Here is a 13,779-nt window from a genome sequence, read left to right as displayed (position 1 = left end):
CAGAATGATAAAAAACGGAATGACATAGAGGCCGGCGTAAAAGTGCCAGCGCCATGCCGCAAGATAGAGTTTGCCGGCAGGGCCGGCCGCCGCGCTTTCATTCGAAACGCGGTCTTCTTCGATCGAGACCAAGGGTCTTCCCTCCGATTTGATTCTGAAACTGAGCGTGTGAAATCAGACCGGACGGGAAGGGGGGCCTCGTGCATAAATACCGGATGCGTGTCTCTGGAAGACAAATGATGTGCGTTGAGGAAACGCGACCGGCAGGTCGTCGAAAACGATGTGGTTGAGGTCGCCATGCGCCTGCGCCGCCACGGCCTTTAACGGCAACGACCACTGGCAGATACGGCTGTCGTCGTCTTCAATCGGTTGGCCGTTTTCGTCGACCGTGATCAACCCTGAGCCGTCGCCCGCGCAGATGACGATCTCGATGCCCTGCTTTGAAAAAACGGGCATCGTGCCGGCGGAGAAAAACGAAGACAGCAGCAGCGGCAGGATCAGTGCCGTAAACACCAATCTTCTCATCTCAGCCTGTCTCAGATCCCTCAACACGGGGCGCACAGTCGCAGAATTGCGGCGTCCGGTTAACCCTTGAACGTGTGGTGGCCGTGCGACCTTTTGAGGCGGGGCCGCGGCGTGTCTTTGCAGCCGACTCAGGCGCTCCGATCCGCCGGTCGCCCGCGGTGAGCTTGCCGGCTACCTGACCCGAAAGCTGTTTCTCTTCGTTTATCGGCTGCCGGTTTCCAGCGGGTTGTCGGGGTCCTCGGTCCACTCCCGGAGCGAACCCATATAGACCGCGACGTCCTTGAAGCCGAGCCGCGACATGATGAAGGCGTTCGAGGACGCCATGACGCCGGCGCCGCAATAGGTGATCTGGCGCTCCTGCCGGTCTCCGCTGACCAGTATGGACAGGGCATTTTCGGGCAGGTAACGGCCGGCCTCGTCGATGAGCGCGCCGGCAAAGAGGTTCGTCGCACCGGGGATGTGGCCGGGGCGGTCGAACAGGCTTTCCTCGCCGGAGTAGTGGCTCTCCGGCAATGTATCGATAAGGCAGGCGCCGCCGCCGGCGACCGCCGATTTCACCTCGTCCTCACCGGCCACCAGCCCGGGCCTGAGGTTGAGCGACAAACTCTGCGTCGGGCGTTCGACCGGATCGGTGGACAGCGCGCGTTCCTCCGCCTCCCAGAGGGTGAAGCCGCCGTCCAGGATCGCCGCATTGTCGAAGCCGACCCATTTCAGCATCCACCAGACCCGCGCCGCCCAGATCGACATGAGCCCGTCATAAAGCACGACGCGCGAGCGGTCGCCGACGCCCAGCGCGCCCATGGCCGCGCAGAATTGTTCGGGGGCAGGGAGCGCGAAACCACCCGGCCTGTCACTGTCGGAAAGATCGCCCATCAGATCGGCGAAGCCGGCAAAGGGAATGTGGCTCCAGTCATAGTCGGCACGCCCGCTTTCATAGCGAAAGCCGCCCTGGCCATCGGGCTCCATGCTTACCCGGCAGTCGAGAACGACCAGATCCGGTTCCCCGATAGTGCGGCTCAACCAGTCGGTGGTGACAAGGCTCTCCATCGATTGCTCCTCCGTTCACTGCATACCATCACCGTCATTCGATAACAGGGTCACCGTGCGTCCTGACCGGGTTTCAGATTTCGAGAACGTCTCACATTCCCCGGCGGCGACGGATATATCCGAGGACGAGAGACACAAGAAGGCCCAGCAATATACTTGCGATCGTTGTCGCGGTGATGAACATCCAGATGAGGCGCGCGCCCATCTTGCCCCAGGCCTCCCCGACCGGAATGCTCAACCAGTAGATCATGGCGGCGGCATTAAAGAGAATTGCCGTCATGATGGCGTCAAGGGCGCGGAACCGCATTGCGAGCACGAAACACAGAACGGCCGGCACAAACAAAAAAAATGGAAGAATGTAGGTCATTGGACCCGGCATTTGAGAACCCCGCGGCAAACGCTTTTGTGTCGACGCTTCCGACTCTAGCTGCAACTCCAGCGTGCTGTAAATACCTCGCTGGTCTGAACACGAGAGCATTAAAAGATTAGGTGTTTCGTAGCTATTCCGTGTATTTTATCAGATTTACAGCTTGAAGATGTTAACAGCCGGGCTTTGAATTCCTCGAAGCCTGGGGCGGGGAACGCCTTGATGATTGTGTTTGATGTGCTGCTGGAGGGCCTTGGCTATTGGACCGCCAGGCTGTTGGTGCCCGTTTTTAGCCTCGGCTACGTGCAGGTTGAAAGAGCAACGTCCAGCGAAATGGGCTTCAACTTGTTTGGCCTCAACAAAAGAGCGATGGGCATACCGACCTCCTGAGCACAACGATGGCCCGATGGGTCGGTTTGTTCTTTTGGATATTTGCGTTTTGTCTGTTCTGATATGTCGCTCGATAACAGCTTTATGGCCGTAGCCTCCGTGCGGCCATTGCCGTCATTCATGGCAGCGCATGTCAGCACGAATGGCCAAGCCGCGGCGACACGTCGCGCCGCCGGCGGCCTGTCAGGCGTGTCGTGTGTCAGGCCCTGAACATCAGTGGGCCATCATGGAATGGGCGATCTCGTCACCGCTCATGCCGGCCGGCCAATAGGTCGGCCAGTTGGTGAGTTCTTCGAGGATTTTCGCCCGGTCGTCTCCCCAGTAGAGGTGATAGTGATCCGCCTTGCCCGGCGCGATCTTGTGGTCGCTGAACTGGATATAGAGCGGCGCGGCGTCATCGCCCCCGGCTTTCCTGAAGATGAAGCGGACGCCGCGATTGCCCTTCTTGTAGGTGAGGATCTCGTAGCCGTCGCTTTCATAGCGTGCTTGCAGCGGCTTGCCGTCGCGGTAGAAGGTCACGCTACCTTCGTCGATGACGATGCGGTCGACATCCGTCTTGAAGCCGGTTTCATAATAGGCGCGGTATTCCTCGGCGGTTCGATCGCCGTGTTCGGCCTTGTGCGCCAGGAATTCGTCCAGCGTGCCGTCCCGGAGATGGGGATAAATGCTTTGCCAGTCGCCCTGCCAGTCGGCAAGCGCGCGCGGCTTGATCTGATAGTCCTCGAAATAGCCCTTGTAGACGCTCTTTTCATCGCCGTGGTCATGGCTGTGGCTGTGGCTGTGGGCTGAAGATTTGTCCTTCGTCTCCGCCGCCGCGGGCAGCGCCGCCACCGACAACGCGCCACTGAGAAGAAACGCAAAGGAAATTCCGGCAAAGCTCTTACGCATGATGTTCAACCTCAATCCGTGTTTGATGAAATCGTAATGTTACAACATAACATTACGGGATCGGGTCATAAGGGAGTTTGGGTGCGCGGGCAAGGGGTGTGTGTTGAGGTGAAATTTGTGGAGGTGGTTTGCGCGGCTTCATGCCTGCCTGCCGGGCTTGATTCATCCTTGGGCATTGAGCAATCTGCCATTGAGTGTCAAGCTGGTTTGCCCGGGTGTTGATGAACTCGGCGAGGAGGGCAGCCCGGGTGCGGACCGGCATGGAAGACCGGCATTCATTGCTGCTTCTGCAACACGAGACAGAAAGACCGTGATTCAATCTTCAGGACATATCCGCCCCGCATACAGCCGCGCCGAGCGGCTCAGCGATGGCGTGGTTCACCTCGTCGGGGTTTTCCTGGCGATGATCGCGGTGCCGTTGCTGATTGTGCTCACCGTCCTGTTCCGTGCGGAGCCCGGTCCCGTTGTCGGGGTGTCGGTCTACGGGGCGACGCTGATTGCGATGCTGTCCTTTTCGGCGCTTTACAACATGGTCGACAGCGCACGGTGGACCGGCCTCCTGCGCCGTCTGGACCACTCGGCGATCTACATGAAAATCGCCGGAACCTATACGCCCTTCGTTCTCGTATCAGGGGTCCCGGCGACCGGGCTTCTGGCGGGCCTGTGGGGCGCCGCGACCGTCGGTTCGCTTTTGAAGATGCTCGCACCCGGCCGGTTCAAATGGTTTGCGCTGGCGCTCTATCTCGCCATGGGCTGGGCCGTCCTGCTCGCCGGCGGTCCGATCGTTGCCGGGCTTTCCCCGGCGGTCTTCTGGACGGTCACGGCCGGCGGCATCGTTTACACCGTGGGGGTGGGATTTCACCTGGCGGCGCGGCTGCCGTTCCACAACACGATCTGGCACGTCTTCGTGCTGGCCGGCAGCGTGCTGTTTTTCATCGCCGTTGCGGTGTTGATTGCGGGGCTGCCGATTGGCAGGTAGGGCGGTTTCGGGGGCGTGGGTTTCGGTCGCCGATTGAACTGATAGTGGGCCCAGATCTCGGTTCCAGCGCGAGTGCTGATATCAAGAAGAAGCACTAGGTAAGGCGTGTAGTCAGCTTCCTCAAGGAAGGTTCTTCCCGCCGGTTGCCCCCCTGCATGACGTGCTGTTGGAGACCGGGAGCACGATACGCACCAAGCGTATCATCGATTGAGTTCGATCTTAATTGAGGATCAAGTAAACTGTCACCGTAATTTCGGTTAATCAGCATAATTCCAGGTACTTAGGAGGGCCAAGAAAGTTCTTCAATTGAGGAAGAAAACACTCCAAGTCTCGTGTCTCGCATTCCCAGACTGTTTTAACTTCCCATCCCTTGGCTTCCAGTTGGCGTCGATTGCGGCGATCCCGTTCGATGTTGGCAGTGAATTTGGCCTGCCAAAAATCTCGTCTAGTCTTTGGCATGGTCGCAAACCGGCAACCTGAATGGTGATGCCAGAAGCATCCGTGTACAAAGATCGCCTTTTGCCGCTTCGTGAAGGCTATATCAGGAGAACCTGGTAGACCCTTCAAATTAGCTCGAAATCGATATCCTATCGCATAGAGCGCACGGCGCACAATTAATTCTGGCTTTGTGTTACGCTGTCTCACGCTGCGCATAATTCGTGAACGGGTCGGACTAACTTGATTCATTGAAGCGCCTTAGTGTGTTCTATGAGCAGTTCACCTATGGTTTCAGCGAGTGTTACCGGAACAGCATTGCCGATCAAGCGACCGAGCTTGCCGAAGCTGACCGCTTCATCGTCTGGAATGAAGGAATAGTCACGCGGAAATCCCTGAAGCATTGCAGCTTCACGAAGACTTATCGCGCGGTCCTGTTCTGGATGACCGAAGCGTCCATTTCCATAACCGAAGCATTGCGTTGTGATTGTTGGTGCCGGTCCATCCCATTCCATTCGACCGTAGACTGATGGATATGTAGTACCAGAAGTCTTTGTATGACACTCAGCGCGCAGTTTTTCTGGCCAATCGCGCCAAGTGCCACCTGGCTTTGAAGCGCGGATTCGCTTCAAATTAGTCGTACTAAGCGAGCTTGCGCGGTGAAGCCTATCGTTACGGTCCGCTTTCCCAGCATCAATCTTCGGAAGATCAGAAATTGTTGTCCGGACAGTTGCCCTTTTCAGATCGAATTCAGGGATGCTAATTGGCCCCAGCCTTGACGCCACTAAAACCAAACGCTTTCTGGTCTGAGGCAATCCGATTGTACGACATTCCACGATCCGATGGTCGACATGATAACCTTTTAGACTATCGATCAGCGTTGTGAACGATTGATGTCGTCTCAGCGGCGGCACGTTTTCCATAGTGACTAACTCAGGCTGAAGCAAACGTACTAAATCGCCAAAACGCTCGACTAGTTTCCAATCTTCACGTTTGTCCTTGGAGCCATTGCCACGCTTTGCGCTTTGAGAGTATGTCGAGAATGGTTGGCACGGTGCACATCCGGCAAGAAGACCTACATCACCTGCCTCAAGTTCAGGGCGAATCCTTTTTGGTGTAAGCGTAGACACGTCAGCTTCTAGAAAACGAGCCGTAGTGTTAGTCGTGATAGGGTGTTCGCATGCTGGATCTATGTCCACGCCCAGACGAACATCAACCCCAACGGATTCAAGACCGTAGGTCAAGCCGCCGACTCCGCAGAAGAGGTCGACCGCCGTTATCTTGGGATTTTTTGTCATGCGTCAGTTGTCAAGTGGCGATGGTCGTCAACATGAGCTTGAAACGCTTCGATAGCCAACTGAAGATAGTCAAGAGAGACATCAGCGATTTCTCGAATTGTGTCCAACGTTAAATCTTTTGCACCTTCCTCGAACGATCTGCGTCCATGGGCGATCGCATTTCGACGGTCAGCCAAAAATTCGAGTGGACTTTTTTCTCCGAATTCAGGACGGGGAGTAATTCTACGCCACATCGAATGCGGCAACTGAAAGTCAACTCCCAATCTTTGTGCAAAACTCGCAACAAGTTTGTCGGACCACGATCCGGACGGCTTCTTTATTCTCTGCGGTCCAAGCGGACTACGTTCAAGGAGGAGGCGTGACGCGCTGTGAACAGTTTCTAGGCGATTTTCTTCTTTTCCTTCAGCGCGGCTTACAACATTTTCCCGAAGCCATTCCCTAAGCGCTTCGTTGGACCATTGATAAGGAGCGGCGCTCCCAACTGCATCACCGACCATATTGCTTATGTTTGTCATAGTAGCCTCTACAATGTTGTAAAGGTGGACCATAAGACCAGATTTCAGGGTCAGAAGATGACGCGCTGAGAGTTCTGTTTCGCCGATCGAAGACTCTCCCGCAAATATTCGATTCTGCAAGGCTACAGCAAGAGCATAGTGAGTATCAAACTCATCCCTTCGTTCTTCTAGTGATGTATGAAGACTGGTCATTTGCCAAACAAGATCGATACGACCAGATCAATCCGCCCCTCAAGCTTAGACCGAACATTTGCCCCATCTGATACAACTATCTTATCAAAATCCGCCTCCGCCATTCGCTGCTCAACCAACTTAGCGTCAACTCTAAGGTCCGGGTCTTTACGAAGTGCTAGTGCGGAGCCAACAGCAATTGCTTCAAATCGTACGCGCGGTACCGCCCGCTCGCGATCGTTCTTGCGAAACCCTCGAGAAAATGTTTGCTCAACAAATTGCAGCATTCGTTCGAATTCTTCCCTCATTTGCTCTATCAGAACCGGTTCTTTTTCGGCTTTTTCGTTTGCTGCTTTCAAAAAGTCCCACAAGAACTTTTTCGGACGATCTCGATAGCCGGGGAAACGTCCCTGGTCCGTTTCAGAGGTGTCCACGTAAGCGAAAAAGCGCGTCACAAGTTCCTCACGCTCGCGCTGTCGTACACGTAGCTGCGACAATGGCGTCATTTTCTTAAAGTTCTCAGACTCTGCCAGTTCTTTGACTAGCTCAGTTACCATTCCCGGTAGAGAGCCACGACGAATTTCGGCTTCGTTGGCAGTTGTGCCAGAGCGATTGATTCGCGCGAACATTTCCGCACGAGTAGATGGATCGGTGTCGGTGTCTAACATGATCGTTCTAATTGTGACGTCCTCAAGCTTGTTGCGGCGATCATGCGGGAGGTCCTCAAAACGGAAACCATTAAGCTCGGGTACCAATACCAACTCTCGCAGTCGAAGATTCTCCTTTAAAAAAGCTCTCATAGCACGCATTCGCTGCGATCCGTCGACGATCTCCATGCGGCCGTCATGCGTCTGGTAAAAAAACATGAAGGGAATTGGCAAGCCGACTAATAATGATTCTATGAATTGGGATTTCTGTTCTTCATTCCAAGCAAGATTTCGCTGATACTCAGGAACAAAATACCGGTCATTTACATCATCGGTAAAGCGGCTCACATAGAGCGATACTGGATATTCTGCGATCGAAAACTTGACCTGCCGTGAAACGCTAGCAATCGCTTCTTCAGCCCGCTTTACATCTTCTTTATCTGGCTTTTTTGCTGCCATCTCAAAATTCTCAAAAACCGTTGAACTAGATACTTTTCGAGCGGAATGCGGTCATTCGACATTAACCCGCCCCCCGCATCGCTGCGAGGGGCTCCGTTAGTCTACCAATTTCTCCGCCCGTCAGGGCGCCTAATCAACTACACCCGCTCGTGCTCCCACACGTGTCGCACTTCAGACACGTCCCGTTCCGCACCATCGTAAAGTTCGAACACTCCGAACAGGCATCGCCCGTGTAGCCCTGCATGATCGCCTTGGCGCGGCGGTCGGCTTCGACGGTTTTGGCGTCGGTGCGGGCCTCTTCTGCTGCGTCGGCGTCGAAGAGTTCGCCGGCTTCTTCGTCGGCGATTTCCTCGGAGAGCTGGCGGGCGCGTTCTTCGTAGTCGCGTTTGAAGGCGGTGGCTTCTTCGGCATTGGCCTGGGCGACGGCTTCGGAGACGATGGCCGCGCCGCCGGAGATGGCCGTGACGTTGGAGCCGCCGCCGCTGCCGGCCGGCATGCCGCCCATGGGCTGGCCGCCGGGGGCGATGAGTTCCAGCTTGTGGCCGCGGGTCCAGCCTTTTGAAACCGGTGCCGTCTTGCCTTCCTTGATGCCTTTACCCAATGCCGTGTTGGAGAAGTCGGACGTGTCCACATGGGAAAGGTCGTGGCGCTCCAGATAGGAGACGGCAAGCTCGCGGAACACATAGTCGAGGATCGACGTGGCGTTCTTGATCGCGTCATTGCCCGTGACCATGCCGGCCGGCTCGAACTTGGTGAAGGTGAAGGCCTCGACATATTCGTCCAGCGGCACGCCATATTGCAGGCCGAGCGAGATGGCGATGGCGAAATTGTTCATCATGGCGCGGAAGGCGGCGCCTTCCTTGTGCATGTCGATGAAGATCTCGCCGAGGCGGCCGTCGTCGAACTCGCCGGTGCGCAAATAGACCTTGTGACCGCCGACCACGGCCTTCTGGGTGTAGCCCTTGCGCCGGTTGGGCAGCTTCTCGCGGTCGCGCACGACCTTCTCGACCACGCGCTCGACGATCTTCTCCGTCACGGTGACGGCCTTGGCGGCGGCGGGGGCCTCGATCAGCTCTTCGAGCGCATCCTCGTCCTCGATGAGCGAGGCGTTGAGCGGCTGGGAGAGCTTGGAGCCGTCGCGGTAGAGCGCGTTGGCCTTCAGCGCCAGTTTCCAGGAGAGCATGTAGGCCGATTTGCAATCCTCGATATCGGCCTCATTCGGCATGTTGATGGTCTTGGAGATCGCGCCCGAGATGAAGGGCTGGGCCGCCGCCATCATGCGGATGTGGCTGTCGGTGGAGAGATAGCGCTTGCCGATCTTGCCGCAGGGATTGGCGCAGTCGAAGACGGCGAGGTGCTCGTCTTTCAAGTCAGGCGCGCCTTCCAGCGTCATCGCACCGCAGATGTGGATATTGGCCGCGTCGATGTCCTGCTTGGAAAAGCCGAGGAATTCCAGCATGTTGAACTCCATATCGTTCAACTGCTCATCGGCGATGCCGAGGGTCTCCTTGCAGAACTCGGCGCCGAGGGTCCACTGGTTGAAGGCGAATTTTATGTCGAAGGCGGAGGCCAGCGCGCCGTTCAGCGTCTCGATCTTCTCGTCGGTGAACCCCTTGGCCTTCAGCGCGCCGGGATTGACCGCCGGAGCCTGGTTGAGGTTGCCGTGACCGACGGCATAGGCCTCGATCTCGCCGATCTGGCTTTCCGAATAGCCGAGGGTGCGCAGGGCTTCCGGCACGGCGCGGTTGATGATCTTGAAATAGCCGCCGCCGGCGAGCTTCTTGAACTTCACCAGCGCGAAGTCGGGCTCGATGCCGGTGGTGTCGCAGTCCATGACAAGGCCGATCGTGCCGGTGGGCGCGATCACCGTGGCTTGCGCGTTGCGGTAGCCGTGTTTCTCGCCGAGTTTGACGGCCCTGTCCCAGGCGGCCGTTGCGTGTTCGATCAGTTCGGCGTCCGGGCAGTCGTCATGGATCAACGCGACCGGGTTGGTCGACAGTTTTTCATAGCCGTCCCGCTCGCCATGGGCGGCGCGGCGGTGGTTGCGCATGACGCGCAGCATGTTGGCCTTGTTGGGCTTGTAGCCGGGGAAGGGGCCGAGCTCGCCCGCCATCTCGGCGGAGGTGGCATAGGAAATGCCGGTCATGACCGCGGTGATGGCGCCGCAGATGGCGCGGCCGGCATCGGAATCGTAGGGAATGCCGGAGGTCATAAGCAGGCCGCCGATATTGGCGTAGCCGAGGCCGAGCGTGCGGTATTTATAGGAGAGTTCTGCGATCTGCCGCGACGGAAACTGCGCCATCATCACCGAGACTTCGAGCACGATGGTCCACAGGCGCGTTGCGTGTTCGAACTCTTCGATGCGGAACTTGTTGGTCTTCTTCTCCATGAACTGCAGGAGGTTCAGCGAGGCCAGGTTACAGGCCGTGTCGTCGAGGAACATATATTCCGAGCACGGGTTGGAGGCGCGGATCGGGCCGGCCGCCGGGCAGGTGTGCCAGTCGTTCATCGTGGTGTTGAAGTGCAGGCCCGGATCTGCGGAGGCCCAGGCGGCATAGCCGATCGACTCCCACAACTCGCGGGCCTTGACCGTCTTCGTCACCTTGCCGTCGATGCGGCCGATCAGGTCCCAGTCGCCATCGGCCTCGACGGCGTTGAGGAAGTCGTCGCGAATGGAGACGGAATTGTTGGAGTTCTGGCCCGACACGGTGAGATAGGCTTCCGAATCCCAGTCGGTGTCATAGGTGGTGAACTCGATATCCTTGTGGCCCTGGCGGGCGAACTGGATGACGCGCTTGACGTAGTTCTCCGGCACCTGCGCCTTCTTGGCGGCGCGGATCTCGCGCTTGAGGGCCGGGTTCTTCTTCGGATCGAAGCAGTCGCCGTCCGGGCCCTCGCAATTGACGCAGGCCTTCATGATGGCCTTGAGATGGGTACTGACGATCTTGGAGCCGGTCACCAGCGCCGCGACCTTCTGCTCCTCCTTCACCTTCCAGTTGATATAGGCCTCGATATCGGGGTGATCGATGTCGACGACGACCATCTTGGCGGCGCGGCGGGTGGTGCCGCCCGACTTGATGGCGCCGGCGGCGCGGTCGCCGATTTTCAGGAACGACATGAGGCCGGAGGAGCGGCCGCCGCCGGAAAGCTGTTCGCCTTCGCCGCGCAGATGCGAGAAGTTGGAGCCGGTGCCGGAGCCGTATTTGAAGAGCCGCGCCTCGCGGACCCAAAGGTCCATGATGCCGTTCTCGTTGACGAGATCGTCCTCGACCGACTGGATGAAGCAGGCATGCGGCTGCGGGTGCTCGTAGGAGGATTTCGACTTCGTCAGCTTGCCCGTGAACGGGTCGACATAGAAGTGACCCTGGCCGGGGCCGTCAATGCCGTAGGCCCAGTTGAGGCCGGTGTTGAACCATTGCGGGCTGTTGGGCGCGACGCGCTGGGTGGCGAGCATGTAGGCAAGCTCGTCATAGAAGGCGAGGGCGTCTTCCTCGCCCTTGAAATAGCCGCCCTTCCAGCCCCAATAGGTCCAGGTGCCGGCAAGGCGCGAAAAGACCTGGCGCGCATCGGTCTCGGAGCCGTAGCGCTCGTCCTCGGGCAGCTCTTCCAGCGCCTCAAGGTCGGCGGTCGAACGCCAGAGCCAGGACGGAACATCGTTTTCCTCAACTTTTTTCAGGCGCGCGGGAACGCCGGCCTTGCGGAAATATTTCTGCGCAAGGATATCGCTCGCAACCTGCGAGAACTGGACGGGCACGTCGATATTTTCCAGGCGGAACACCACGGAACCGTCGGGATTCTTGATTTCGCTTGTCGCCTTGCGAAACGCGATTGCGGCGTATGGCGATTGTCCTGCTTTTGTAAAACGACGCTCGATGCGCATGCTTTTTCCTCGTTTGTCACCGCCTTGCCGCCGCCCATTGCCGACAAGACGCAGTTTCCCTTCCTGCATACCCCGAATGCGCAGCAGGTCTCGAATTTCACTCAAGCGTTTTCGCGAAGCCCCCTCGCTAATGACGCTATATCTTGTGTCGATATTCGCTGCAAACGCTAAACATAGTATTAACAGCCTTTTTACGCCAATCACATTTTTCCAGCAAAACGGCTGCAAACCGCGCGGAACTCCCCTCGGTCCCGTACAACAAAACCACCTGCATGGGACTTCATGTCCTGACGCTTTAAAACTGATTGGGATCTGACAGAAACGCACAGACCGCGCTGCTGGAACAACGTCCGCACAGTAGAACGCGACTCGTTTTGGACCGTCAAGGGATTGTTTGCGTCAGATTTGTGAACACCAGATGTTGTGGGTCGCAAATGTGGAAAGCGGGGAAAGCGCAATGCCTTGAAAAGTCCGCACTTGCCCCGCCGTCAAGCAAAAAAGGCCGCAAACATGTTGGCCGAAAAAAAATCGAGACGCACACGTTGCGCCGGTGCACTTGACAGGGAAAAAGCGATTCGCGGCGAATCGGCCGGCCGTCGTTTCGCTTGTATCGAGGCGAGACCGGGTCGGCTTTTTCACTCTTTGCGTGCAAATGAAACAAGCTTTTCGGCGAGCAGCGGCCCGGCGTCCTCCTGCAGGAAATGGCCGGCATTTTCGGTGATGAAATGATTCTCGCCGGCGGCGCCGGGAATCAGTTTCTGAAACACCTTCTCGCCGCCGCGCATGATCATGTCCTTGTCGGAAAAACAGGTCAGGAACGGCTTTTCGAAACGCTTCAGGCTTTCCCATGCGGCGCGCTGGGCGGGCGCCGCCGGATCGTCGGCGCTCGCCGGCACCAGCATCGGAAAGGCGCGGGCGCCGGCCTTATAGTCCTCGGACGGGAAGGGCGCGTCATAGGCGGCGGCCACGGCCTCGTCCATGCCGCGCGCCGTGCCGCGCGAGACAATGCCGCCGATATTGAAGGTCGGCGTCGTCTGACTGTATTCGCGCCACTGTTTGAAGGCCTCGCCAAGGTCGCGGTCGCCGGTCGGCAGGCCGGTATTGCCGATCATGACGCGGGCAAAAAGCTCCGGGGCCTCGGCCACCAGGCGCAGGCCGATCAGCCCGCCCCAGTCCTGGCCGAAGAGGGTGATGTTCTTCAATGCCAGCCTGTCGATCCACGCCTTCATCCAGTTGACATGGGCAAGATAGGAATAGGCGGAGCGCTCGGCGATCTTGTCGGATTTGCCGAAGCCGATGAAATCGGGCGCCAGCACGCGCATGCCGGCGGCCGCGATCGGCGGTATCATCGTGCGGTAGAGATAGGACCAGGTCGGCTCGCCATGCATGAGAAGGACCACCGGCCCGTCCTTCGGCCCCTCGTCGACATAATGCATGCGCAACGGGCCGTATTCGCCGCCGTCGACCGTTTCATAATTCGCCCCGAACGGATAGTCCGGAATGGCGGCGAAGCGTTCCTCCGGCGTGCGCAGTACCTTGTCGTGAGCCATGGCCTTCCTCCCGCATATTGTTCAACCCTGAAACGATAGGATGAAACGACGCGCGATGCCAGCCGGCCCTCGCTACGGCTCGCCGACCGGGTCCTTGGTGATGGGTTCCTGATAGGCAAAGCCCATATCCCACGGGAAGTAGATCCAGGTGTCCTGGCTGACCTCGGTGATGAACGTGTCCACCTGGGGGCGGCCCTTCGGCTTGGCGTAGACGGTGGCGAAGTGCGCCTTCGGCAACATGGCGCGAACCACTTCGGCGGTCCGTCCGGTATCGGTCAGATCGTCGACAATCAGCACATTCTCGCCCTCCGAGGCGAGCAGTTCGTCGCTGATTTCCTTCAGGACCGTCATTTTCCCCTGATTGGCGTAATCATGGTAGGAGGCGACACACACCGTCTCGATCAGACGGATGTTGAGTTCGCGGGCGACGATGGCCGCAGGCACCAGACCGCCGCGGGTGATGCAGACAATGCCGCGCCATTCCCGGTCCGATCCGGAGATGCGCCAGGCGAGGGCCCGGGCGTCACGGTGGAACTGGTCCCATGAGACGGGAAAAGCCTTTTCCGGAAGGGACATGGGTGCGGTGCTCCTCGACAGATATTTCGTCCGCTTGAACCATTTGGCGGCG

13 protein-coding genes are annotated in these 13,779 nt (G+C 58.0%); 2 read left to right on the top strand and 11 right to left on the bottom strand.

Annotation, left to right across the window (positions count from 1 at the left end; genetic code table 11):
- Nucleotides 1-174: 174 nt before the first annotated feature.
- From AC5E6N_RS12800 to AC5E6N_RS12790, 3 genes are all read right to left on the bottom strand, one after another.
- Nucleotides 175-525 (bottom strand): hypothetical protein, encoded by a 351-nt coding sequence (locus AC5E6N_RS12800; protein WP_491748174.1) that lies wholly within the window; start codon nt 523-525, stop codon nt 175-177.
- Nucleotides 526-726: 201 nt separating this feature from the next.
- Nucleotides 727-1,572 (bottom strand): sulfurtransferase, encoded by an 846-nt coding sequence (locus AC5E6N_RS12795; RefSeq protein WP_491748173.1) that lies wholly within the window; start codon nt 1,570-1,572, stop codon nt 727-729.
- 91 nt (nt 1,573-1,663) lie between these two features.
- Nucleotides 1,664-1,939, bottom strand: a complete 276-nt coding sequence (locus AC5E6N_RS12790) for a hypothetical protein (RefSeq protein ID WP_491748172.1) — start codon at nt 1,937-1,939, stop codon at nt 1,664-1,666.
- Nucleotides 1,940-2,161: 222 nt separating this feature from the next.
- Here AC5E6N_RS12790 and AC5E6N_RS12785 point away from each other — a divergent pair, with 222 nt between their 5' ends.
- Nucleotides 2,162-2,329 carry a hypothetical protein gene (locus AC5E6N_RS12785; RefSeq protein WP_491748171.1) on the top strand — a complete coding sequence of 56 codons (168 nt, stop codon included), beginning with the start codon at nt 2,162-2,164 and terminating at the stop codon, nt 2,327-2,329.
- Nucleotides 2,330-2,542: 213 nt separating this feature from the next.
- Here the strand turns inward: AC5E6N_RS12785 and AC5E6N_RS12780 are convergent, their stop codons facing one another.
- Nucleotides 2,543-3,217, bottom strand: a complete 675-nt coding sequence (locus AC5E6N_RS12780; RefSeq protein WP_491748170.1) for a metal-binding protein ZinT — start codon at nt 3,215-3,217, stop codon at nt 2,543-2,545.
- Between the two features lie 310 nt (nt 3,218-3,527).
- Here AC5E6N_RS12780 and trhA point away from each other — a divergent pair, with 310 nt between their 5' ends.
- Complete coding sequence (trhA, locus tag AC5E6N_RS12775) at nt 3,528-4,196, top strand: PAQR family membrane homeostasis protein TrhA (protein WP_491748169.1); 669 nt, start codon at nt 3,528-3,530, stop codon at nt 4,194-4,196.
- A gap of 261 nt (nt 4,197-4,457) precedes the next feature.
- Here the strand turns inward: trhA and AC5E6N_RS12770 are convergent, their stop codons facing one another.
- The 7 genes from AC5E6N_RS12770 to gpt form a co-directional block, all read right to left on the bottom strand.
- On the bottom strand, nt 4,458-4,883 hold the full coding sequence (locus AC5E6N_RS12770) for a very short patch repair endonuclease (protein WP_491748168.1): 426 nt from the start codon (nt 4,881-4,883) through the stop codon (nt 4,458-4,460).
- Nucleotides 4,880-5,929 (bottom strand): DNA cytosine methyltransferase, encoded by a 1,050-nt coding sequence (locus AC5E6N_RS12765; protein WP_491748167.1) that lies wholly within the window; start codon nt 5,927-5,929, stop codon nt 4,880-4,882. The genes AC5E6N_RS12770 and AC5E6N_RS12765 overlap by 4 nt, the downstream gene beginning before the upstream one ends.
- Nucleotides 5,926-6,636 carry an MAE_28990/MAE_18760 family HEPN-like nuclease gene (locus tag AC5E6N_RS12760; RefSeq protein WP_491748166.1) on the bottom strand — a complete coding sequence of 237 codons (711 nt, stop codon included), beginning with the start codon at nt 6,634-6,636 and terminating at the stop codon, nt 5,926-5,928. Before AC5E6N_RS12760 ends, AC5E6N_RS12765 begins: the two co-directional genes overlap by 4 nt.
- A complete protein-coding gene (locus AC5E6N_RS12755) occupies nt 6,633-7,721 on the bottom strand; it encodes a DUF262 domain-containing protein (RefSeq protein WP_491748165.1) in 1,089 nt (362 codons plus the stop codon). The genes AC5E6N_RS12760 and AC5E6N_RS12755 overlap by 4 nt, the downstream gene beginning before the upstream one ends.
- Before the next feature lie 133 nt (nt 7,722-7,854).
- A complete protein-coding gene (locus AC5E6N_RS12750) occupies nt 7,855-11,601 on the bottom strand; it encodes a vitamin B12-dependent ribonucleotide reductase (RefSeq protein WP_491748164.1) in 3,747 nt (1,248 codons plus the stop codon).
- Between the two features lie 635 nt (nt 11,602-12,236).
- Nucleotides 12,237-13,151, bottom strand: coding sequence for a haloalkane dehalogenase (locus tag AC5E6N_RS12745; protein WP_491748163.1), 915 nt, complete (start codon nt 13,149-13,151; stop codon nt 12,237-12,239).
- Between the two features lie 72 nt (nt 13,152-13,223).
- Nucleotides 13,224-13,727 (bottom strand): xanthine phosphoribosyltransferase, encoded by a 504-nt coding sequence (gene gpt, locus AC5E6N_RS12740; protein ID WP_491748162.1) that lies wholly within the window; start codon nt 13,725-13,727, stop codon nt 13,224-13,226.
- Nucleotides 13,728-13,779 lie beyond the last annotated feature (52 nt).

The sequence above is a fragment of the Hoeflea sp. genome (assembly GCF_984452065.1).
The sequence above is the reverse complement of the archived record's forward strand: the minus strand, read 5'-3'. Positions and strand labels throughout refer to the sequence as shown.

Bases quoted from the DNA above. Each gene is read 5' to 3' on its own strand.
- AC5E6N_RS12800 (WP_491748174.1), bottom strand. From the start codon at position 525: ATGAGAAGATTGGTGTTTACGGCACTGATCCTGCCGCTGCTGCTGTCT.
- AC5E6N_RS12795 (WP_491748173.1), bottom strand. From the start codon at position 1,572: ATGGAGAGCCTTGTCACCACCGACTGGTTGAGCCGCACTATCGGGGAA.
- AC5E6N_RS12790 (WP_491748172.1), bottom strand. From the start codon at position 1,939: ATGACCTACATTCTTCCATTTTTTTTGTTTGTGCCGGCCGTTCTGTGT.
- AC5E6N_RS12785 (WP_491748171.1), top strand. From the start codon at position 2,162: ATGATTGTGTTTGATGTGCTGCTGGAGGGCCTTGGCTATTGGACCGCC.
- AC5E6N_RS12780 (WP_491748170.1), bottom strand. From the start codon at position 3,217: ATGCGTAAGAGCTTTGCCGGAATTTCCTTTGCGTTTCTTCTCAGTGGC.
- AC5E6N_RS12770 (WP_491748168.1), bottom strand. From the start codon at position 4,883: ATGAATCAAGTTAGTCCGACCCGTTCACGAATTATGCGCAGCGTGAGA.
- AC5E6N_RS12765 (WP_491748167.1), bottom strand. From the start codon at position 5,929: ATGACAAAAAATCCCAAGATAACGGCGGTCGACCTCTTCTGCGGAGTC.
- AC5E6N_RS12760 (WP_491748166.1), bottom strand. From the start codon at position 6,636: ATGACCAGTCTTCATACATCACTAGAAGAACGAAGGGATGAGTTTGAT.
- AC5E6N_RS12755 (WP_491748165.1), bottom strand. From the start codon at position 7,721: ATGGCAGCAAAAAAGCCAGATAAAGAAGATGTAAAGCGGGCTGAAGAA.
- AC5E6N_RS12750 (WP_491748164.1), bottom strand. From the start codon at position 11,601: ATGCGCATCGAGCGTCGTTTTACAAAAGCAGGACAATCGCCATACGCC.
- AC5E6N_RS12745 (WP_491748163.1), bottom strand. From the start codon at position 13,151: ATGGCTCACGACAAGGTACTGCGCACGCCGGAGGAACGCTTCGCCGCC.
- gpt (WP_491748162.1), bottom strand. From the start codon at position 13,727: ATGTCCCTTCCGGAAAAGGCTTTTCCCGTCTCATGGGACCAGTTCCAC.